The 21105-nt window shown below is 61.8% G+C and carries 22 protein-coding genes and 3 pseudogenes; 16 read left to right on the plus strand and 9 right to left on the minus strand.

What is annotated here, in order from left to right; genetic code table 11:
• Positions 1-180 precede the first annotated feature (180 nt).
• The 4 genes and pseudogenes from LG30_RS0112915 to LG30_RS0112930 form a co-directional block, all read right to left on the minus strand.
• Positions 181-2031, minus strand: coding sequence for an extracellular solute-binding protein (locus tag LG30_RS0112915; RefSeq protein ID WP_033131118.1), 1851 nt, complete (start codon positions 2029-2031; stop codon positions 181-183).
• A 104-nt stretch (positions 2032-2135) separates the two neighbouring features.
• The gene (locus LG30_RS0112920; protein WP_033131119.1) at positions 2136-3029 is read right to left on the minus strand and encodes an EamA family transporter; all 894 of its coding nucleotides are present in this window, start codon (positions 3027-3029) and stop codon (positions 2136-2138) included.
• Between the two features lie 155 nt (positions 3030-3184).
• Complete coding sequence (locus LG30_RS0112925; RefSeq protein ID WP_033131120.1) at positions 3185-3931, minus strand: DeoR/GlpR family DNA-binding transcription regulator; 747 nt, start codon at positions 3929-3931, stop codon at positions 3185-3187.
• A 146-nt stretch (positions 3932-4077) separates the two neighbouring features.
• Positions 4078-4590 (minus strand): annotated as a pseudogene (locus tag LG30_RS0112930) (glycine radical domain-containing protein); the annotation flags it as partial.
• On the opposite strand from LG30_RS0112930, the pseudogene LG30_RS23020 reads away from it, so the two are divergent.
• The 3 genes and pseudogenes from LG30_RS23020 to LG30_RS0112940 form a co-directional block, all read left to right on the plus strand.
• Positions 4582-4819: pseudogene (locus tag LG30_RS23020) on the plus strand (beta/alpha barrel domain-containing protein); the annotation flags it as partial. The pseudogenes LG30_RS0112930 and LG30_RS23020 sit on opposite strands and share 9 nt — an antisense overlap.
• Before the next feature lie 9 nt (positions 4820-4828).
• A pseudogene (locus LG30_RS23025) lies at positions 4829-4989 on the plus strand (fructose-6-phosphate aldolase); the annotation flags it as partial.
• Positions 4990-5063: 74 nt separating this feature from the next.
• Positions 5064-5252 carry a hypothetical protein gene (locus LG30_RS0112940; RefSeq protein ID WP_033131122.1) on the plus strand — a complete coding sequence of 63 codons (189 nt, stop codon included), beginning with the start codon at positions 5064-5066 and terminating at the stop codon, positions 5250-5252.
• On the opposite strand, the gene LG30_RS0112945 is transcribed toward LG30_RS0112940, so the two are convergent.
• Positions 5249-6445 carry an HD-GYP domain-containing protein gene (locus tag LG30_RS0112945; RefSeq protein WP_033131123.1) on the minus strand — a complete coding sequence of 399 codons (1197 nt, stop codon included), beginning with the start codon at positions 6443-6445 and terminating at the stop codon, positions 5249-5251. The genes LG30_RS0112940 and LG30_RS0112945 overlap by 4 nt on opposite strands.
• A gap of 351 nt (positions 6446-6796) precedes the next feature.
• Here LG30_RS0112945 and rsuA point away from each other — a divergent pair, with 351 nt between their 5' ends.
• A complete protein-coding gene (gene rsuA / locus LG30_RS0112950; RefSeq protein ID WP_033131124.1) occupies positions 6797-7489 on the plus strand; it encodes a 16S rRNA pseudouridine(516) synthase RsuA in 693 nt (230 codons plus the stop codon).
• Positions 7490-7680: 191 nt separating this feature from the next.
• Here rsuA and LG30_RS0112955 read toward each other — a convergent pair whose 3' ends face one another.
• Entirely contained in the window at positions 7681-8592 is a 912-nt protein-coding gene (locus LG30_RS0112955) for a DMT family transporter (protein ID WP_033131125.1), read from the minus strand.
• A 165-nt stretch (positions 8593-8757) separates the two neighbouring features.
• Between LG30_RS0112955 and LG30_RS0112960 the strand changes: the two genes are divergently transcribed.
• Positions 8758-10410 (plus strand): peptide ABC transporter substrate-binding protein, encoded by a 1653-nt coding sequence (locus LG30_RS0112960; protein ID WP_033131126.1) that lies wholly within the window; start codon positions 8758-8760, stop codon positions 10408-10410.
• Between the two features lie 10 nt (positions 10411-10420).
• On the plus strand, positions 10421-10963 hold the full coding sequence (yfcE, locus tag LG30_RS0112965; RefSeq protein ID WP_033131127.1) for a phosphodiesterase: 543 nt from the start codon (positions 10421-10423) through the stop codon (positions 10961-10963).
• A 30-nt stretch (positions 10964-10993) separates the two neighbouring features.
• Here the strand turns inward: yfcE and LG30_RS0112970 are convergent, their stop codons facing one another.
• From LG30_RS0112970 to flgA, 3 genes are all read right to left on the minus strand, one after another.
• Positions 10994-11410, minus strand: a complete 417-nt coding sequence (locus LG30_RS0112970; RefSeq protein WP_033131128.1) for a flagella synthesis protein FlgN — start codon at positions 11408-11410, stop codon at positions 10994-10996.
• Positions 11407-11727 carry a flagellar biosynthesis anti-sigma factor FlgM gene (flgM, locus tag LG30_RS0112975; RefSeq protein WP_033131129.1) on the minus strand — a complete coding sequence of 107 codons (321 nt, stop codon included), beginning with the start codon at positions 11725-11727 and terminating at the stop codon, positions 11407-11409. The genes LG30_RS0112970 and flgM overlap by 4 nt, the downstream gene beginning before the upstream one ends.
• A gap of 95 nt (positions 11728-11822) precedes the next feature.
• Positions 11823-12428 (minus strand): flagellar basal body P-ring formation chaperone FlgA, encoded by a 606-nt coding sequence (flgA, locus tag LG30_RS0112980; RefSeq protein ID WP_033131222.1) that lies wholly within the window; start codon positions 12426-12428, stop codon positions 11823-11825.
• Between the two features lie 234 nt (positions 12429-12662).
• Here flgA and LG30_RS0112985 point away from each other — a divergent pair, with 234 nt between their 5' ends.
• From LG30_RS0112985 to LG30_RS0113030, 10 genes are all read left to right on the plus strand, one after another.
• Positions 12663-13574 (plus strand): chemotaxis protein CheV, encoded by a 912-nt coding sequence (locus tag LG30_RS0112985; protein ID WP_033131130.1) that lies wholly within the window; start codon positions 12663-12665, stop codon positions 13572-13574.
• 18 nt (positions 13575-13592) lie between these two features.
• On the plus strand, positions 13593-14417 hold the full coding sequence (locus tag LG30_RS0112990) for a CheR family methyltransferase (protein ID WP_033131131.1): 825 nt from the start codon (positions 13593-13595) through the stop codon (positions 14415-14417).
• Between the two features lie 61 nt (positions 14418-14478).
• Positions 14479-14877, plus strand: coding sequence for a flagellar basal body rod protein FlgB (flgB, locus tag LG30_RS0112995; protein WP_033131132.1), 399 nt, complete (start codon positions 14479-14481; stop codon positions 14875-14877).
• Positions 14877-15296 carry a flagellar basal body rod protein FlgC gene (gene flgC / locus LG30_RS0113000; protein ID WP_005329775.1) on the plus strand — a complete coding sequence of 140 codons (420 nt, stop codon included), beginning with the start codon at positions 14877-14879 and terminating at the stop codon, positions 15294-15296. Before flgB ends, flgC begins: the two co-directional genes overlap by 1 nt.
• Positions 15297-15401: 105 nt before the next feature.
• A complete protein-coding gene (locus LG30_RS0113005; RefSeq protein WP_033131133.1) occupies positions 15402-16139 on the plus strand; it encodes a flagellar hook assembly protein FlgD in 738 nt (245 codons plus the stop codon).
• Between the two features lie 12 nt (positions 16140-16151).
• Positions 16152-17510 carry a flagellar hook protein FlgE gene (gene flgE, locus LG30_RS0113010; RefSeq protein ID WP_033131134.1) on the plus strand — a complete coding sequence of 453 codons (1359 nt, stop codon included), beginning with the start codon at positions 16152-16154 and terminating at the stop codon, positions 17508-17510.
• 144 nt (positions 17511-17654) lie between these two features.
• The gene (gene flgF, locus LG30_RS0113015; RefSeq protein WP_033131135.1) at positions 17655-18401 is read left to right on the plus strand and encodes a flagellar basal-body rod protein FlgF; all 747 of its coding nucleotides are present in this window, start codon (positions 17655-17657) and stop codon (positions 18399-18401) included.
• Positions 18402-18415: 14 nt separating this feature from the next.
• The gene (flgG, locus tag LG30_RS0113020) at positions 18416-19204 is read left to right on the plus strand and encodes a flagellar basal-body rod protein FlgG (RefSeq protein WP_033131136.1); all 789 of its coding nucleotides are present in this window, start codon (positions 18416-18418) and stop codon (positions 19202-19204) included.
• 14 nt (positions 19205-19218) lie between these two features.
• Positions 19219-19890: a flagellar basal body L-ring protein FlgH gene (gene flgH, locus LG30_RS0113025; protein WP_033131137.1), complete on the plus strand. Its 672-nt coding sequence runs from the start codon at positions 19219-19221 to the stop codon at positions 19888-19890.
• Positions 19891-19924: 34 nt separating this feature from the next.
• Positions 19925-21022 (plus strand): flagellar basal body P-ring protein FlgI, encoded by a 1098-nt coding sequence (locus LG30_RS0113030; RefSeq protein WP_033131138.1) that lies wholly within the window; start codon positions 19925-19927, stop codon positions 21020-21022.
• Positions 21023-21105 lie beyond the last annotated feature (83 nt).

Below are 21105 nucleotides of genomic sequence, written 5' to 3' on the forward strand. Positions count from 1 at the left end.
CATACAAGAGACCCCGTCCTATATGGCACGGGGTCTTTTGTTTTCAGGCATCTCTCTTTTCGTACAAGAGACCCCGTCCGACATGGCGCGGGGTCTTTTGTTTTCAGGCATCTCTCTTTTCATACAAGAGACCCCGTCCGATATGGCGCGGGGTCTTTCGTTTGGTGCTGCAAGCAAGGTTCAAGGCTGCTGGTAGCGGGTATCGATCAGGGTGACGGGAGGGAAGCGCTGGCCACTCTTGATGGCCGCTTGCGTCTCCTGTTTCACCTGCTCGTCGATCCAGAACAGGCCGCCAACGCTGTAGCCCGAATTGGTACCATCGAGCGGCCAGTACAGCAGATCGCTCTTGGGGGTCGCCGGGATCTTGGGCAATTTCACCCAGCGCCAAGCGCCGGCCCGGGTGTAGGGCACCTGATAGGCGGGCACGAAGCTGGCGAGCTCATAGAGCCGTTGCTGGATCTGGCGAGACAGCTCGGCCTTCTTGGCAAAGTCGAATGCCTTGTCAAACTGCTCCACCAGGGCGGTGATGGCATCGTCATCGATGTTCATGATGTTGTTGGTCTGGGGCTTGTTGGCATTGACCTTGTGAAAATGCTCCCAATAGGCGGGATAGCGGCCGGAGCTCCAGCCCATCCAGGCACTCTGGTGCTTCTTCTCCAGCATGGATTTGAAACCGGCGGAGGCATCCATCAGGTTCAGCTCCAGATTGAGGCCCGCCTTCTTCGCCTCTTCCCGCAGCAGGGTCAGGCGCTGGGCATGCTCCTGGGTGGTGTAGGTGATGTTGAGCGAGAGGGGCTGCCCCTTGTCATTTTGCAAGATGCCATCGGGCCCTGTCCTGGTGAAACCCGCCTTGGCGAAATACTCCCGCGCCAGCTTGGGATCGAAGGGCCGCGCCCTGAGTTCGGTGTTGGTGAAGGCGCCCTGGCCGGAGCCATAGCTGTTGAGGCGCTGGTAATCCCCGCGCAGCAGGGTGGCGATCATCTTGTCGATGGCGAGCGCGTACTGAATGCCGAGCCGCACATTGAGATCGCTGAGCAGGGGATCGGCGGTGTTGAGGTAGAGCCCCATCGGTGACTGCGGCGTCTGGGTATAGAACCAGATCCTGTCGATATAGCCCTTGTCGAATTCGGCGGTCTTGCTCTTGTCGTGCCACCAGTTGGGCATGACGAGCGGGAAGGTATCGAGCTCGCCGCGCAGAAAGTGCTGCCAGGCAATGTTCTGATCCCGCAGCACCTTGATCTCGATCTGATCGGGATTGAAACGGTGCTGGAAGTAGCGCTCCCCATCCCCCCACCAGTCCTTGACTCTATTGAAGGTCACGGACTTGCCTTTCTTCAGCTCCCCTATCTCATAGGCGCCGGTGACCGGCAGTATCTTCCAGTTGTACTCCTTGACCCAGTTATCGGTGAGCTTGATGGCATGGCTCGGCTCCGGACTGAAGGGCAAGGATTCCAGCAGATCTTCCCGGCTCTTCTCGGTGCCGCTGGTGATGGACAGCGTGTGATCGTCGAACTTGGTCACCGCGCTTATCTGGGTGCTGTAGTAGTTGTTGTACCAGGGATCGTTGATCTCCTTGCTGCGCATCATCTTGAGGGTAAACAGCCAGTCGTCGGCGGTGACGGGCTGACCGTCCGACCAGCGGGCCTTGGGGTTGATGCGAAAGTAGAGGGTCTTGTTGTCGGTCCCGAACGCCCACTGGTTCGCCAGCATGGGCATGGGCTTGCCGGTGAGGGGATGGGTGGCGAGCAGCGGCAGGGTGCCCTCCCGGATATAGCCCGCGAAGCCGCCGTTGGAGTCAGGCCCGTATTTGCGCAAGGTGAGCGGGAAGCTCGACATGAAGTCGTGGAAGGTGCCGCCACGCCGGGCGGCGGGATCGGCGTAGACGGGGTCATTGTCGTTGCTCTCCCACACAAGATCCGCCGGCAGGGCGGCGCTCCAGCCAAAGGTGCTGAAAAACAGCGGGATCACCAGTGTCGTGAGTCGTACAAGGCGTGGAAACAGTGAAATGGTTGGTGACGAAGGGTGCAGCATGTCCTTGCTCTCCTGATGATCGGCGTCCTGCCGGGAAGGATGTCAGGCCCGGGAGGGCCTGTCTCATGATGGGAACTTTCCCTCGGTTGGTCAATGCCGCTGCTTTAGTGCTCGGCCTGGGGCTTGAACAGCCTCATGCGCCCGCCCAGCACATGCACCACGAAGCCAAGCAGCACCAGGCCGGAGCCCAGCCACTGCAGGGTGTTGGGATGCTCGTCGAGCAGGAGGGCGGCGGCCACCATGCCGACACAGGGCACTAGAAGGGAGAGCGGCGCGACCTGGGCCACCGGATAGCGCATCAGCAGGCGTCCCCAGAGCCCGTAGCCGAGCCAGGTGGCGACCAGCGACAGGTAAAGCACGCACAAGAGTCCCTGCCAGCTGAAGTGCTGCAGGCTGCTGGCGATGCGCTCCGGCCCCTCGAACAGCCAGGAGAGCGCGAGGAACGGCAAGATGGGCACCAGACCACCCCAGGCGATGAGGCTCGGCAAGCTGGTCTGATAGCGCAGGCCAATCTGGCGGTTGATGACGTTGCCAAGGCCCCAGCAGGCGGCCGCGCACAGGGTCAGCATGAAGCCGAGCAGGGTGAGATTGCCCTCACCGTTGGCGGCGATCAGATAGAGGCCGCCTCCCGCCAGCGGCAGCGCCACCCAGTGATGGGTCTGCCAGCGCTCCCCCAGCCAGATCATGGCGAACAGCAGGGTGAACAGCACCTGGGATTGCAGCACCAGAGAGGCCATGCCCGCCGGCATGCCGAACTTCATGGCGCTGAACAGGAAGGCGAACTGCCCAAGGCTGATGGCGCCGCCATAGGCCAGCAGCCAGCGCCAGGGCATGGCGGGCCTGGGCACCAGCAGGATGGCGGGGAACACCACCCCGATGAAGCGCAGGGCTCCCAGCAGCAGAGGCGGGATCCCGTCCAGCCCCCACTTGATCACCACGAAATTGAGTCCCCAGCACAGAATGACCAAGGCGGCCAGACACTTGTCCTTGGCTTGCATGATGCGTCCTTGTTGATACGGCAGTTGTGATGCGAAAGGCACTGGCCAAAGGGCGCCGGCGAGTCGACAGAGACTCGAGCATAACCGCTCAGGGGTGAGGGGTGTCAACCAGATAGCGGCAATGGAAGTGGCAATAGTGCGCCGCCAAGGGCTGGTCAGGCGGCGACGCAGTGCAGGGTCACGCTGCGGGCCGCGAGGGCGCCACGCATGGCGGCGGGCAGGGCATCATCGGTGACCAGCACGCCGATCTGTCCCAGGATGCCCAGCGGGCTGGGGTGGATGACGCCAAACTTGCTGCTGTCGGTGATGACCACGTTGGTCACCCCCTTGGCCAGCACGCTGTTGACCACGTCGGCTCGCATCATGTCGCGGCCGGTGAAGCCGACGTCGGGATGAAAGCCATCCACCCCGATGAAGGCCTTGGAGAAGTGCACCTGCTCGATGCACCGCCGGGTGAGCGGTCCCACCACGCTCTCGCTCTGCTGCTGATAGAGACCGCCGAGCAGCACGACCTGGGCCTGGGTGTCTTTGAGCAGATGGGCGATGAAGCTGCTGATGGTGATGATGGTGACGCGTTTGTGCAGGGCCAGGTGGCGGGCCAGCAGGGCATTGGCGCTGCCCCCCTCGATAAACACCGTCTCGCCATCCTCCACCAGCTGGGCGGCCCGCTCGGCGAGCCGCTCCTTGAGCGGATAGTTGATGTTCATGCGGGCATCGGGATCGTCGCTCTTCAGGACCATGGCAAAGCCGTGCACCCGCTTGAGCAGCCCCTGTTTCTCCAGCGCGGTGAGATCGCCCCGTACCGTGACCTCGGACACCCCGGTCTGTGCGGCCAGGTCGCTCACGCTCATCTTGTGGGCCTGGTGGACCAGGGTGAGGATCTGTTGGCGGCGTTGATTCATGGCAAGGGCTCGATGCGAAGGATGAAAAAAACATGGCGGCAGGGCCGCCATGAGGGTTCCCGTCAGAGGCTGTGCTCGATGCGGGCGATGATAGCATCTTGTGCATTCGGCGGTAAGGCGGTGAAAACACGATAAAATATGCGTGTTCACCTGTTACCTACCGCCGCTCGGAGGCTGTGCTCGGTGCGGGCGATGATGTCGTCCTGGGCATCCGGGGAGAGTGCGGTGAAGAAGGCGGAGTCGCCCGCCACCCGCACCACCAGATCCCGGTACTTGTCCGGCGGCTTCTTGGCCGCCAGCAGGGTTTCGCGCGAGACAATGTTGTACTGCACGTGCCAACCCTTGTGCACCCCGAAGAAGGTGCGCAGCAGGCTCATCAGCTTGGCCTGGCCCCGCGGGTTGTCGAGGCTCGCCGGGCTCAGCTTCTGGTTGAGCAGCACGCCGCCGAGGATGGCCCCGATGGGCAGCTTGCCGAGGGAATTGAACACAGCCGTCGGCTCCAATCTCTCCGAGCCCGAGCCCGAGCCCGGGCTGGTTCCTTCTGCGAGTGGCGTGCGGGCGTGGCGACCATCCGGGGTGGCCTGGGTGGCCGCACCGAAGGGCACGTTGGCGGAGATGGAGGAGGTGCCGACGTAGTAGGTGCCGCCGATGTGGCCGCGGTGTGTCGCTGGTCCAGGGTCCTGCCGCTGGCGAGGGTCACCACCAACCCGAGCATTGCCGCCGCCGGGGGCTGCCCCTGGCCAGCCTGCTGCTTGCCTTGCGGGAGCTGCTGGGGCCCAAGGCGCGGCTGTTCGCTCAGGTGATGGCAAAAACGGAGACGGGGATGGTGCGGGAGGCCATGGCCCTGCGCGAGCGGGACCCGGAGCTGGTGATCAAGATACCGTCTGCGGGGAGTGGCTGGCGGCCTCCTTTAGAACGCCGCGTCAGGCGCTGGATTGCCTGCTGGCGGGCTGCCAGTCTATCACCCTGCCGCTCTAGCCGAGTCGCTGCCCAACGTGCCGGCAGTGGATGCGGCGCTCGCCAAGTTCGACCAGGATTGGCAGCGGGCCTTCGGTTAAGGCCGGGGGAGGGGACAGGGGAGCTACACTCTGGGGAGGCCCGGCATCCTGGGCCCCTTGGCAGGAGATTCCCCATGAGCGATCACAGTCTGTTGCCCCACGGCGAGGATCTGCGCCGCGCCGTGCGCTGGCTCGGCGAGCACCACCAGCACGACTTGCGGGCCATCGAGGAGGCCAGCCAGCGTTTTTGCCTGTCCCCCCTGGATGAGGAATTTCTCATCCGCTACTGCCGTGAACAGGCGCCGGACGCCCAGAGCCGTTAGACGAAGTTGGCGAGGTTGATGCCAAATTCCTTGGGATCCACCGTGCTTTCTATACGCTCCTGTACCCCGTTTTTGGCGAGATCCAGCCACTGCACCTCGAGGTAATGACGCTGACCGGTGTGATAGATCACCTTCACCACCGGCTTGAGGGGCTCCTGGGGGTTGCGCTGCATGACGATGGCCAACCGCTGGTTGGACAGCTGCACCAGGGTGCCGACCGGATAGACCCCCATGCACTTGATGAAGCGGGTGACCAGCTCCCGATCGAAGTGGTGATCGGCCCCCTTGAGCAAGATCCGGAACGCCTGGGTCGGCTGCATACCTTGCTTGTAGACTCTGTCCGCCGTCACGGCGTCGTAGACATCGACGATGCCGCTCATGCGGGTGTAGAGGGAGAGCTGGGCACCCTTCAGCCGACGGGGGTAGCCGCTGCCATCGAGCCGCTCGTGGTGATTGGCCGCCACCTCCAGCATGATGGGAGTGATACCGGCCGTCGCCAGCAGAATGTCGTGGCTGTGCACCACGTGCAGGCGCATCACGCCAAACTCCTCGTCAGTCAGCTTGCCCGGTTTGTTGAGCACCTCGTCCGGGGTCATGATCTTGCCCACGTCGTGCAGCAGTCCCCCCAGGGTCAGCTCCTTGAGCACGCCGTGCTCCAGCCCCAGATAGCGGCCGAAGTTGGCCAAGAGGATGGCCACGTTCATGGAGTGCTCCATCAGGTAGGCGTCCTTGGCCCGGATCCGGGCGAGGCAGAGCATGGCATCGCCGTGGCTGAACATGGTGTCCACCATCTCCTCGGCAACCGCGGCGAGCGGCGTGATGTCGATGGGTTCCCCCGCCTTGAGCTGGCGGATGAACTTGCCCTGCAGCGCGCGCGCCTCCTGATACAGACGGCGGATCTTGAGTTCGCGCCCTTCGCCGTTGGCACTGGCGCCGGGACGCTGGGGGTCGGTGATGGCAGGGGAGGGCTCGGGGGAGAGGGTCTGGTCGATGCTCACCAGCTTGCTGCGGGAGAGATCCACCTGCACGGCGCTGACCCCGCGCCGGATCAGGGCCTCGATCTGTTTGGGGTTAGTGACCAGTCCCGTCTGGGCAATTTCCATGGCGCCGCTCTGGCGGGTGATGGCAACCACATACATGCCTGATTGCAGCTGGTTGACGGGGATGACGGGATGAGGCGTGCTCGACTTCATACGGCTTCCTGACATTATTGTGCGTAACGGGCGCGTTATCGAGCAATCTACCACGACACTATTGAGTCTGTGCCTATTTGTGTGGTTTTTGCCACCGAAAGCAGCTTGTATCGCTATGTAACATCAAGATTGAGGCATTGGGGGGCGGCTTTCAAGCACCGTCTTCAGGCTGGTCCCGCTCAAGCCAGTGAATGATGCTGCCGTTCGATCACGGCAGCCGGCCGTGCCACCTCAGACTGGCCATGGCTTGCAGAGGGGTATCCAGTGACTCCCATCCTTGCTTAGTGCTGGCGTTGTCCGGCCCGGCCGATATAATGACGCCCCTTTATTGATGGACTCCGAGGTTTGTGCATGCGGCTCGATAAGTTTCTTTGCGATTGCTCCGATTTGACCCGTTCCCAGGCGGGCAAGCTGATCCGTCAGGGTGAGGTGATGGTGGACGGGATCCTGGTCAAGCAGCCTGCTTTTCACATCAACGAGCAGAGCCAGGTGGAGTTCGATGGTGTCATGCTCACCCTGGATCAGCGCAATCGCTACTTCATGCTGCACAAACCGGAAGGCTACGTCTGCTCCAACGAGGATCCGGATCACGCCACCGTCTTCCAACTGCTGGATGAACCCGCCATGGGCAAGCTGCACGTGGTGGGCCGGCTCGATCTCGACACCACCGGGCTGGTGCTGATCACCGATGACGGCCAGTGGTCCCATCGCATCACCTCGCCAAGGCACGAGTGCGCCAAGACCTATCATGTCTGGCTGGCCGATCCGGTGAGCGAGGATGCCATCTCGCTGTTTGCCGACGGGGTATTCCTGCGCAACGAGGAAGACAAGACTCGCCCCGCGCAGCTGGAGCTGCTCGGGGAGTGCGAGGCGCTGCTGACCATTCACGAGGGCAAGTATCATCAGGTGAAGCGGATGTTTGCCGCCATCGGCAACAAGGTGGTGGGGTTGCATCGGGAACAGATCGGGGAGCTGGTGCTGGATGAGGAACTGGCGCCGGGTGAATATCGCGAACTGACTGACGACGAGATCGCCCTGTTTTAATCACGGGATCCGGCAACGGATGTCCGATTTCGCCATGATGTTGCCGCGTCCGATCATATCGTTTTGGGGCTAATCGAACCTACAGGGTCAATTGAACTTGCAGATTCGACTAGCGAAGCGTCTTCGGACGATCCTGAGGATTGGGCGTAGGTTGGTGCTGAGCGAAGCGAAGCCCAACATCAACCCCCGACTTACCCCGCTCCCAATACTAAGGCCGTGCCCAGGGTCGCCAGCAGGGCGCCAGCCCAGGCGGGCAGGGCGGGGCGCACTCCCGAATGCCACCACAGCAGGGGCAGCAGTATGACCGGGGTGGTGGAGGAGAGGATCGCCACCATGCCCACGTCCCCCTGACGCAACGCCACCAGAATGAGCGTCATCCCCAGTGCCATCGCCAGGAAGCCGTTGATGCCTATCATGCCGAGCACCCGCCGGTTGATGGGGTTCTGTGGCAGGGCGAGCGGCACCCGCAGCACCCGCAACACCGAGTGCGCCAACAGGGCGCTGCCCATGCGAATGCCGGAGGCACTTACCGCGTCCACCTCGCCGCTCATCATCACCGGCTTGGCGATGATGGCCCCGAGGCTCTGACACAGGGCCGCGGTCAGCCCCAGCCCTATGCCGATGGCCAGGTGGCCGCGCACCTGCTCCCACTCGTTGTGCTGCTGAGAAGACTGCGGATTGCCGCGTCGCCCGAACAGGATGGCGAGCATGACCCCGGCCAGCACCAGCAAGGCCCCCAGCAGACGCCAACCATCGAGCCGCTCGCCAAACAGCCAGAGGCCGAGCAGGGCGGAGAAGAGGGCGTGACAGGAGAACAGCAAGCCGCTGCGGCGCGGCCCCAGCCGGTTCATGCAGGCGAACAGGGCGGTGTCACCGACGAAGATGCCGATGAGCCCGGACAGCGCCAGCAGGGGCAGGGCGCTCTCGGTGAGGGTCTGCCAGCCACCGGTGACCAGGCTGGCACTGCCCAGCATCAGGCTGACCAGAAACATCCGCCAGCGGCTGTAGGCGAAGGCCCCCAGATGGCGGGCCGGTTTGACGGAAATCAGGGCTGCAATCGCCCATAAACTGGCCGCGGCCAGCGCCAGCCACTCATACCCCATAAAAACTCCTAAAAAAAACCCCCGAAGGACTCCATCTATCGGGCAAGCCCGATACAATACGGGCCGTCTTCGGGGATAACAAGCGCGGCATCATGCATTCTCACTCGGGCGCGCGCCGGCCTTCCCCCTTATTTGCAGTCAAAAGAATTGAATGAGGTTTATGTCATGGTTCACCGTCCGGCAGTTCACTGCTCCCTCCACCGGCCAGCCCGTCGCTGGCTCCCTTCCGTGCTGCTGGGTCTGATGCTGGCACCGCCGTTGCAGGCCACCACTGTGGTGCAACAGCCTGCGCTGTCGGACAGGCAGACCCTGGTCAAGGGCAACGGTGCCGAGCCCGAATCCCTGGATCCGGCTCAGATCCGCACCGGTTTTCCGGGGGAGGTGGTGCTGGTGGACCTGTTCGAGGGGCTGGTGAGCGAGGATGGCCAGGGCAAGATAGTGCCGGCCCAGGCCCAGCGCTGGGAGACCAGCGAGGATGGGCTGGTGTGGCGCTTCTTTCTGCGCCCGCAGCTGAAGTGGTCAAACGGCGAGCCGCTGGTGGCACAGGATTTTGTCTACGCTTGGCGGCGTCTGCTGGATCCGGCCCAGGCTTCGCCGTCCGCCGGCCTGCTGTTGGCCACCGGCATCAATAATGCCCAGTCCATCTATGCCGGCGCCCTCGATCTCGGGGCGCTGGGGGTCGAGGCCGAGAGCGAGCAGATCCTCAAGGTGACCCTGGAGCGGCCCGTGCCCTACTTCCTGCAACTCATCAGCCAACGCCCCTTCGTGCCGGTCAACGGCAAGGCTATCGCCCAGTTTGGCAAGCAGTGGACCCAGCCCGGCAAGCTGGTCAGCAATGGCGCCTACAAGCTGGTGAACTGGGTGCCGAACGAGCGCATCGAGGCCGAACGCAACGCCCAGTACTGGGACGATGCCCACACCCGCATCCAGCGGGTCACCTATCTGCCGCTCGCCTCCCAGCATGCCGAGCGACTGCGCTACGAGGCGGGGGAGATCCAGCTCACCAACAAGGTGGCGCTGGAGTATTACCAGAAAACCATGCAGGAAACCCCTGAGCGGATCTGGGGCTTGCCGCTGCTCGGCACCTATCTCTATACCTTCAACCTGCGCCGTCCCGAACTGCAGGATGTGCGGGTGCGTCAGGCGCTCTCCATGGCCATCGATCGCCACCTGTTGACCGAGAAGGTCAGTGGCCAGGGGGAGCCGCCGGCCTGGTCCCTGCTGCCCGCCATGCCGGGTTATGAGGAGCTCGGCTCCGGGTTGTCCTCGCTGGATCAACCGACCCGGCTTGCCAAGGCGGTCGCATTGCTTGCGGCGGCGGGTTACAACAGCGCCCATCCTCTCAAGCTGACGCTGACCTACAACACCTCGGAGAACCACAAGAAGCTGGCGCTGGCGGTGGCGGCCATGTGGAAGCCGCTGGGGGTGACGGTGGAGCTCAATAACATGGAGTGGAACGCCTACCAGGTGGCGAAAGACAGCGGAGATTTCATGCTGGCTCGCTCGTTTTTGTTTGGTGATTATGTTGAGCCTTCCTCCATGCTCAACAGTTTCCGCTGCCAGGATCCCCAGAACGAGAGCGGCTACTGCAACCCGGCCTTCGATGGGCTGTTGCAACAAGCGGCGGATACCCTGAACGGGACCACCCGGACCGGGCTCTACCATCAGGCCGAGCAGTTGCTGATGGAGGAGATGCCGGCCATTCCTGTCTATCACTACAACCAGATGCGGCTGGTGGATCCCAGCCTGCGCGGCCTGCCCAGCCGCAACCTGAAGGGGGCGATCGCCACCAAGGATCTCTATTTCAGTCAGCCATGAGGAAAGCGGAATGAAGATAGCCATTGTTTCCGATGTGCACGGCAGTCTGGATGCCCTGGAGCAGGTGTTGGCGCGGCTCTCCCCCTGGCAGCCGGATCACTACCTGCTGCTCGGGGATCTGCTCAATCACGGCCCGCGCAATCCGGTACCGGCAGGCTATGCGCCCGCGGCGGTGGCCGAGCGGCTCAATCAGCTGGCCCCCCGCATCATGGCGGTGCGGGGCAACTGTGATTCGGAAGTGGATCAGATGCTGCTCGATTTCCCCATCACGGCGCCCTACAACCAGCTGTTGGTGGACGGGCGGCGCTGGTTCGTCAGCCACGGTCACCTCTACCGCCCAGGCGAGGTGCCCTTGCCGGCGGGCAGCCTGTTCATCAGCGGTCACACCCATGTCCCCCTGCTGCAGCGGGAAGGGGGTCTGGTGCTGGTGAATCCGGGATCCATCTGTTTTCCACGGGGGGACTGGGCGGCCAGTTATGGCTGTTACGAAGAGGGGATGCTGCGCATCCATGGCTGCAGCGATGGCGCCGAGCTGATGCGGTTGGTGCTGTGAAACGCTAACGAATGGAAAGAGAGAAAAGGATCAGGCCTTGATACCCAGGGAGCGGGTGCCGGAGCGGGTGTTGCCCTTGGCGTCGTAGGTCAGGGAATTTCTGTCGCGCAGCTTGCTGAGAAAACTGGCAAGGCGGCGGTTGGAGATGATGCTGAGCTCGAGCAGTCGACCATTGAGGTTGTTTTGCTCCTGGCAGGCGTCCAGCTTGGCTTGCAATGCCTGCATCTGTGCCGGGAAGGCAGCGAGCCGTTGCTGCAGATCGGGCAGCTCGGCCAGACTCTTGTCCAGGGTCTCGATAGCCAGCAGCAGTTGCTGCTTGCGATCGGTCAGCGCCGGCAAGGCCAGGGCCTGGTGTTGTTTGAGCAGGTCAAACTCCTCCGCCAGCAAGCCTTGCATCTGGGAGAGGTATTCGTCTTGGGCGTGCAGCAGCGAAGGCAGATCCATCATCCGAGCCGTTTATCCAGATCGGCTTCAAAACTGAACATCTTCTTGGCCACGGCGGCGCTGTCGACCTTGTATTCCCCACTGGCCACTGCCTTCTTCAGGCTTTCGACGCGGCTTTCATTACCGGTGGAGGCGGTGTTGAGGGTCTTCTGCATCTGTTGCAATTGCTGCGCCTCGCTGGTCAAGGAGACAGAGTCAGTCTTGACGGTTGCCGCGCGGTTGCCTTCGGCCGAGGTCGTAGACTTGCTGGCCACACCCTGACTGGTTGCGTTATTTTGCAACCTGCTGTTTGCCAAGTTGTTGATATTGTTGATAGCCATACGCTTTACCTTCGTCTGCTTTGCTGTTCGCTTATCTGTTTATCGGTGACGGTGGTCAGAACTTTAGAAAAAAAATCGAAGCATTAACAAAATAATCAGAATGTGACCACCACGGAACCAACGGCACTGACGGTGCCCTGTACCTGCCTGCCTGAGCGAATGTTAACTAGCCTGATCATGTCTCCGAAGCTGCCATCTTGCAAGGCTCGGGCCATGGTTTTGATTTGCATGCTGCTATTTTCGGCGAGGAGAGTTACCTCGTCCCCCTTGCACACCACACAGACCTGAGTGAGCCGAACGGGTTGGCCCGGTTTCAACTCACGCTTGCTGCGTGCGCCGATGAGGGGGGCCGGATCGCTCAGATAATCGCCCCGGATCTGGGTCTGATCCTGATAGGCCAGGGTCAGCATGGATTCACTGAGGATGTCGCCCTTGGCCACCGGAGCCGCCACTGTGACATAGGGTTTCTGGATGCTGACTCGCACCGGCAGGTAGAGATCCCAGGGCTGCGCCGATTCGCACTTGAGATAGACGGTGGTGTTGCGGCGGATCTCCATCTTGGCGGGGAAGGAGATGGTCAGCGCCTCCTCGCAGCGGTTGAGGGGGAGCCGCTCATCGATGGCCGCGGCCTTGACCTCGGCCTGGGCATCGAGGGGGATGTCCAGCTGGCCGAGAACGAACTCCTGCGCCTGTTCCTGCAGGTATTGGGTGACCTCGGACGCCATGGCGTGAGAGAGGCCGCAAAACGGCAGTAAGATCAGGAAAAGTCTACTAATCATTTTTGCTTGCCGGTCGATAAGTTGATCACGTATACCACCGTAGTTAACTATGCTTGCTGCTGAATTTGGTTGCCGAGACATCGATCGTCTGACGCAAGCCAACCCGCATGCAGCGACATATGCACGATCAGTGCCAAGCGTTTTTAGGGAGTGTTTATGGCGAGTATTTTGGACTCGGTCAACCAACGGACCCAGCTGGTGGGACAAAACCGACTGGAGTTGCTGTTGTTTCGTCTCAATGGACGTCAAAGATTTGGCATCAACGTGTTCAAGGTGCGTGAGGTGCTGCAATGCCCCCCCTTGACCGTCATGCCCAAACTCAACTCCTGCATTCGCGGTGTGGCCCATATCCGTGGCCAGACCATCTCGGTGATCGATCTCAGCATGGCGATGGGCAATCGCCCGATCCAGGATATTTCCAAGTGCTTCATCATCATCTCCGAGTACAACAGATCCATTCAGGGGTTCCTGGTGCAATCGGTCGAGCGCATCATCAACATGAACTGGGAGTCCATCCTGCCGCCGCCCAAGGGGGCCGGTCGCATCAACTACATGACGGCGGTCACCGAGGTGGACGGCGAGTTGGTGGAAATCCTGGACGTGGAGCGCATCCTCAACGAGATCTCGCCGGTCTCCACCGAGGTGAGTGCCGAGCTGGTGGAGGCCAGCGTGGAGCGCAATCCTCACGGGCGTCCGGTGTTGGTCGCCGATGACTCCTCGGTGGCGCGCAAGCAGGTGCAGCGGGCGCTGGAGGCGATCGGGGTGCAGTGTGTGCTGGCCAAAGACGGGCGCGAGGCGCTCAACATGCTGCTGGAGATGGCCAAGCTGGGTCCCATCAAGGATCAGATTGCGCTGGTCATCTCCGACATCGAGATGCCGGAGATGGACGGGTACACCTTCACGGCGGAGATCCGCAACAATCCCGCGCTCAAGGAGTTGCATGTTATCCTGCATACCTCCCTCAGCGGGGTGTTCAATCAGGCCATGGTACAGAAGGTTGGCGCGAACAATTTCATTGCCAAATTCCAGCCTGATGAATTGGCCAAGGCCGTACAAGGCGCTCTCTAATAAAGAAGAAAAAACTGCATGAAGACACTGTCGGACGACTTATACAAACAATTCAGCCATTTTCTGGCGCTGCAGAGCGGCATAGTGCTGGGTGACAACAAACAGTATCTGGTCAAGAGCCGTCTGTCGCCCTTGATGACTCAGTTTGGTATCGAGAGTCTGTCTGAACTGGTGACCCGGGCGATGAACGTGCGCGAACGGGATCTGAAGATGGCCGTGATTGACGCCATGACCACCAACGAGACTCTGTGGTTTCGCGATACCTACCCGTTTCAGCTGCTGAGCGACAAGATTTTCCCGGAACTTGGCAAGAGCGGCCGTCCCATCAAGATCTGGTCCGCCGCCTCTTCCTCTGGGCAGGAGCCTTACTCCATCGCCATGACGGCGCTGGAGCAGCAGGTCAAGCGGCCGGGTACCTTGCCGGGCGGGGTGCAGATAGTGGGGACCGATATCTCCAGCACCATGCTTAACCAGTGCAAGGAGGGGGTCTATGACAGCCTGGCGCTGGCGCGCGGCTTGTCCCCCGAGCGCAAGCGGTTGTTCTTCGAGGCCCATGGTGACAACAAGATGCGGGTATCGGAGCGTGTCAGAAAATTGACCAGCTTCCGACCGCTGAACCTGCTGGAGAGCTACAGCCTGCTCGGCAAGTTCGACATCATCTTCTGCCGCAACGTGCTCATCTACTTTGCGCCCGAGGTGAAGTCCAAGATCCTCAACCAGTTCGCCAGCAGCCTCAATCCCGGTGGCTATCTGATGCTGGGGGCCTCGGAGTCCCTTGCTGGTCTCACCGACAAGTTCGAGATGATCCGCTGCAACCCCGGCATCGTCTACAAGATCAAATAATCCCTTCTAATCCCCCTTTGGCACACCTCTTGCTAAACATTCGTGAAGCAGGAGGTGCGCTATGGCAATTTCATTCGACAAGGCATTCGGTATTCACCAATACACGCTGAGCGTTCGCGCCAAGCGTGCGGAGGTGCTATCGAGCAACATCGCCAACGCGGATACCCCGGGCTTCAAGGCCAGGGACATCAACTTCTCTCAGGCGTTGCAGGACGCCCAGGGCCAGCAAGGCTTTGGCCTCGCCACCACCAGCGAGAAGCACTTCGCCTTGCAGATGGATGCCCCGGGCACGACCCAGTACCGCAACCCCCTGCAACCGGATACCGGTGACGGCAATACCGTGGATGTGCAGCAGGAGCGCAGCGAGTTCCTGCGCAACAGCCTCGAGTACCAGGCCTCCCTCGAATTCATGAACGGCAAGATAAGCGGCCTGCTCAAGGCACTGAAAGGAGATCAATGATGAGTTTGTTCAAGGTCTTTGACATTGCAGGCTCAGCCATGAGCGCGCAGTCGGTTCGCCTCAACACGGTTGCCAGCAACATGGCCAACGCCGACAGCGTCAGCTCCAGCGTGGAAAAAACTTACCATGCCCGGCGGCCAGTCTTTGCCGCCCAGCTGGATCAGGCCATGTCCGACAAGCAGGCCTCGGTCGGGGTCGACGTGAAAGGCATAGTCGAGAGCGATGCGCCCCTGCTCAAGGAGTACAACCCGAACCACCCCATGGCGGACAAGGATGGCTTCATCTTCAAACCCAACGTCAACATGGTGGAAGAGATGGCCGACATGATTGCCGCCTCGCGCAGTTACCAGACCAATGTCCAGGTCGCCGACGCGGCCAAGAAGATGCTGCAGCAGACGCTCGGCCTCGGCAAATCCTGATAGAGGTGAACCCAGATGACAGAGACCTGTGACAGCCTGCACGGCCGCGACTATTGGCTCGGCCTGTGCGGCGCGTGGCAAACCCGGACAGAGGGGGGAGCATAAGTGGCAGATACCTATGACAGCCTGCTCGGCGTCAACCGGACTTCGACGAACCAGACCAGTACGGCCAACACCACGACCCCGAAGAAGGAGCTCGATCAGGCTTCCTTCCTCAAGCTGCTGACCATGCAGCTCTCCTATCAGGATCCGTTCAAGCCGGTGGATAACGCCCAGATGTTGTCCCAGATGACATCGATGTCGACCTCGGAGGGGATCAGCAGCCTCTCCACCCAGATGGGCAGCCTCAACAGCCTGATGACCTCCAGCCAGGCGCTGCAGGCGTCGGCGCTGGTGGGCCAGAGCGTACTCATCCCCTCCAACACCGGCTATCTGGAGAAGGGTGGGTCCGTCTCCGGCATGATCGCCACCGGCGACGGCGCCAGCAACCTCAAGGTGACGGTGAAGGACGAGAGCGGTCAGGTCGTCAAGGAGTTTGCCATCGAGGGCGAGAAGAAGGGCAACGTGGCCTTCGAGTGGGACGGCAAGGACAAGGACGGCAACCTGGCCAAGAGCGGCAAGTACCAGATCGAGATCCACGGCACCGTGAATGGCAAGTCGGAGGCTATCCCGGCACTGGCCTACGCCCAGGTCGAGAGCGTCACCCTCGGCACCAGCACCAACCCCAGCACCCTCAAACTCAAGGGGCTGGGTGGCATCTATCTGACCGACGTATTGGAAATTGGCGGGACGACCGGCAAGTCGACCACGACCCCGGACTCGACCTCTAAAGCTGTGATCTAAGGAGATAAAGACATGTCATTCAACAATGCCCTCAGCGGCATCAATGCGGCTCAAAAAGACCTGAACGTCACCGCGAACAACATTGCCAACGTCAATACCACCGGCTTCAAGGAGTCTCGCGCCGAGTTTGCGGACGTCTACGCCAACTCCATCTTCGTCAACGCCAAGACCCAGGTCGGCAACGGGGTGGCGACCGGCGCCGTGGCCCAGCAGTTCCACCAGGGGGCGCTGCAATTTACCAATAACGCGCTGGATCTCGCCATCCAGGGCAACGGCTTCTTCGTCACCTCCGATAGCATGAATAGCCTGGACCGCACCTATACCCGTTCAGGGGCCTTCAAGCTCAACGAAAACAGCTACATGGTCAGCAACTCCGGCGGCTACCTGCAGGGATACGAGACCAACGCCGACGGCACCCCCAAGGCGGTCAGCATCAACGCGACCAAGCCCATCCAGATCCCGGATCGGGCCGGCGAGCCCGTCATGACGTCCCGGATAGATGCCGGCTTCAACCTGCCCTCCACTGCGTCTCCGCTGGCGGCGGGCAACGGTGCCGCAGATGCCTCCAAGTTCGATCCCAAGGATTCGACCACCTACTCTTCCTCCACCTCGGTCGTGGTGTATGACTCCCTGGGGGAGCCGCACACTATCACCCAGTACTTCGTCAAGGAAGCCGACCCGGCAGATGTGACCAAGCCGGTCGTGCCGACCGCCTGGCGCATGTACCTGTATCAGGGTGACAAGCCCATCGACATCGCGGGCGGTACAGCCACCACCATGGCCACCGGCGTCAGCCAGGCCCCCCTGAGCGCCCGGGTTACCTTCGATGCCTCCGGCAAGATGGTGACCCCGACCACGCCTGCGGTCATCAAGACCGAACAACTGGGAGCGGCGGGTGCCGGCATCATCACCAATGGTGCCGACGGCACCCAGGCGATCGAGATGAAGCTCGGCCCCGTGACCCAGTATTCCTCACCGTTCGAGGTCAACAAGTTGACCCAGGATGGCTCCACCGTCGGTCGTCTGACCAAGGTCGAGATCGGGGCGGATGGCATCGTCTCCGCCACTTACAGCAATGCGACCACGGTCAAGGTGGCCATGGTGGCCATGGCCAAGTTCGCCAACTCCCAGGGGCTGACCCAGGTGGGGGACACCTCCTGGCGTCAATCCCTGCTCTCCGGTGAGGCGCTGCCAGGCACTCCCAATTCGGGCACATTCGGCTCCATCAAGTCCTCGGCGCTGGAGCAGTCCAACGTGGACCTGACCACGGAGCTGGTGGATCTCATCACCGCCCAGCGCAACTTCCAGGCGAACTCCCGCTCGCTGGAGGTGAACACCTCGCTGCAGCAGAGCATACTGCAGATCCGCTAACCGGTTTTCATCTCGAAAAGGGCGCTTCGGCGCCTTTTTCGCGCCTGTTCTGGGCGTTTTCCTGCCTCTGCTGCCCCCTTTTATTTGTCTTGGCATTCAACTTGCAGTTGTTCCTCCAGAGTCATCTGTTTGACGGAGGATCCCATGGATCACCTGCTTTATATCGCCATGTCCGGGGCCAAGGAGAACATGAACAGCCTGGCTGTGCGTGGCAACAACCTGGCCAACGCCAACACCATCGGCTTCAAGTCTGACTTCGAGCAGGCGCGCAGCATGCAGGCGTTTGGTGAAGGGCTGCCCACGCGGGTGTTCGCCATGACCGAGAGTCCGGGCCAGAACCTGCAGCACGGCATGCTGATGACGACGGGGCGGGATCTTGACGTCGCCGTCGACGGCCCCGGCTGGATTGCGGTGCAGGACCCCAATGGGAAAGAGGCCTATACCCGCATGGGCAACTTGCAGCTCAATGCGGCCGGCAACCTGCAGACCTCGACCGGACTCAACGTGGTGGACGACGGCGGTCAGCCCATCGTGCTGCCGCTGCCCATGGAGAAGATCGAGATCAACCGGGATGGCACCATCAGCGGCCGTCCCGAAGGCGCCGCCGCCAACCTGCCGGAAGATTTCCAGCGCATCAAGCTGGTCAATCCGGCCAGCGACACTGTGGCGAAGGGCCAGGATGGCCTGTTTCGCCGCAAGGACGGCCAGAATGAAGCCGCCTCCGCCGAGGTCGGCCTGCTGGCGGGCTCGCTGGAAGGCAGCAACGTCAATGTGGTCGACGAGATGACCAACCTTATTCGCTTGCAACGTCAGTTTGAAACTCAGGTCAAGATCATGAAGACCGCCGAGGAAAACGACGAGGCCCAAACCCAGCTGCTGCGTATCAGCTAATCAAGGAGCATTAAATGAATCCTGCACTCTGGATCAGCAAGACCGGCCTCGATGCCCAGCAGACCAACATCTCGGTCACCTCGAACAACCTCGCCAACGCCAGTACCGTTGGCTACAAGAAGGCTCGCGCCATCTTCGAGGACCTGCTCTATCAGAACATCAACCAGCCAGGTGGCCGCTCCTCGGCAGACACCGAACTGCCCTCCGGCCTGATGCTGGGGGCGGGGGCCAAGGTGGTCGCCACCCAGAAGAACCACAGCCAGGGCAACGTGCAGACCACGGACAACTCCCTGGATCTGATGATCAGCGGCCGCGGCTACTTCGAGATCCAGCTGCCGGACGGCAGCGCCGCTTACACCCGCAACGGCCAGTTCACCCTCAACGATGAGGGCACCATAGTGACCCCGGGCAACGGCTACCCGCTGCAACCGGAGATCCAGATCCCCGAGAACGCCCAGAGCGTGACCGTGGGGGAGGATGGTCAGGTCTCGGTGCAGCTCAAGGGGGATGGTCAGTCCCAGGTGGTGGGCCAGATCAACACCACCGACTTCGTCAACCCGACCGGCCTGCAACCCATGGGGGAGAACTTGTTCCTCGAGACCCAGTCGAGCGGCGCCCCCATCCAGGGCACGGCCGGTGCGGACGGGCTCGGGGTGGTCAAGCAGGGCATGCTGGAGACCTCCAACGTCAACGTGACCGAAGAGCTGGTGAACCTCATTCAGGCCCAGCGGGTCTATGAGATGAACTCCAAGGTCATCTCGGCGGTGGACTCCATGATGTCCTTCCTGACCCAGCGGACTTGATTAGGAGAACCATGATGAAAGCCATCTGGATGCTGGGCCTGCTGACGCTGACAGGCTGCGCCAGCACACCCAATACCGCCAAACCCGACGATCCCGACTTCGCCCCCGTCTATGGCGAGTCGGAGCCGGTCTCTGTCCGGCCAACCGGCGCCATCTTCCAGCCCGAGCAGGTCAATGGCATCTATTCGGACATCAAGGCCCACAGGGTGGGTGACATCATCACCATCCAGCTGGCCGAATCGACCTCGGCGTCGAAGAAGGCCAACACCCAGAGCGGCAAGGACAACAAGCTGGAGCTGGAACCCGTCACCCTGGGCGGGGTGCCGGTGACGGCGAGCCCCTATGACCTGTCGGCCTCCATCGGCCAGACCAGCGCGTTCAAGGGCCAGGCCAAGGCGGATCAGAGCAACAGCCTGCAAGGCAACATCTCGGTCAGCGTGGTCAAGGTCTTGCCGAACGGCAACCTGCTGGTGCGCGGTGAGAAGTGGATCATGCTCAACAACGGCAACGAATACATCCGTATCACCGGCCTGGTGCGCCCCGAGGATGTGACCTCGGAGAACAGCGTGTCGTCCCAGCGGGTCGCCAACGCGCGCATCCATTACGGCGGCACCGGCGATCTGGCCAACACCCAGGAACAGGGTTGGCTGACCAGCTTCTTCAACGGTCCCTGGTGGCCCATTTAGGATTCACTGGACCCAGGTCCAGTCAGGAGATCTCATGAATCGACTCCGTCTGCTCGCCCTGCTGTGCTGCTGCTTGCCGCTCGGGCTGGCGCACGCCTCCCGCATCAAGGATCTCAGCTCGGTGGAAGGGGTACGTAGCAACCAGCTGATCGGTTACGGTCTGGTGGTGGGCCTGCCCGGCACGGGCGAGAAGAACAACGCCTTCACCGAGCAGACCTTCAGGACCATGCTCAACAACTTCGGCATCAAGGTGCCGGATAACATCAAGCCCAAGATCAAGGACGTGGCGCCGGTCGCCATCCACGCCGATCTACCGCCCTTCTCCAAGCCGGGTCAGACCATAGACGTCACCGTCTCCGCCATCGGCGAGGCCAAGAGCCTGCGCGGCGGCACCCTGCTGCAGACCTTCCTCAAGGGGCTGGATGGGCGCGTCTATGCGGTGGCTCAGGGCAGCCTGGTGGTCGGCGGTTTGGGCGCCGAGGGGGCCGATGGCTCCAAGGTAGTGGTCAATACCCCGACCGTGGGACGCATCGCCAATGGCGCCACCGTGGAGCGTGAGGTGCCAAATGCCTTCTCCCAGGGGGACACCATCACCTTCAACCTGAACCGGCCTGACTTCACCACCGCCAGGCGAGTGGCCGACGTGGTCAACGATCTGGTGGGACCCAACACCGCCCAGGCGCTGGATGCGACCTCCATCAAGGTGTTCGCGCCGCGGGACCCCAACCAGCGCGTCTCCTACCTGGCCACCATCGAGAATCTGGAGGTGGATCCGGCCACCGAGTCCGCCAAGATCATCGTGAACTCGCGCACCGGCACCATCGTCATCGGCAGTCAGGTCAAGCTGCGGCCGGCCGCCATCAGTCATGGCGGGCTGACGGTGACCATCGCCGAGAATCAGCAGGTCTCCCAGCCCAATCCGCTGGCGGGCGGGCAGACGGCGGTCACCAACAACTCCACCATCAACGTGCAGCAGGAGCCGGGCCGGATGTTCAAGCTCGATACCGGTGCGACCCTGGACGATCTGGTGCGGGCGGTGAATCAGGTCGGGATAGCGCCCGGCGATCTGATGGCGATCCTGGAGGCGCTGCAGCAGGCAGGTGCCATCCAGGGGCAGTTGGTCATTTTGTAAATGACGGGGCATGACACCAGGTTGACCCCCTTCGAGGGCTCGGGTGCATTGAACAAGGTGTTGGGCGGCAAGGGTTTGCCACG

It is taken from the genome of Aeromonas aquatica (assembly GCF_000764655.1).
Taxonomy (GTDB): Bacteria; Pseudomonadota; Gammaproteobacteria; order Enterobacterales; family Aeromonadaceae; genus Aeromonas; species Aeromonas aquatica.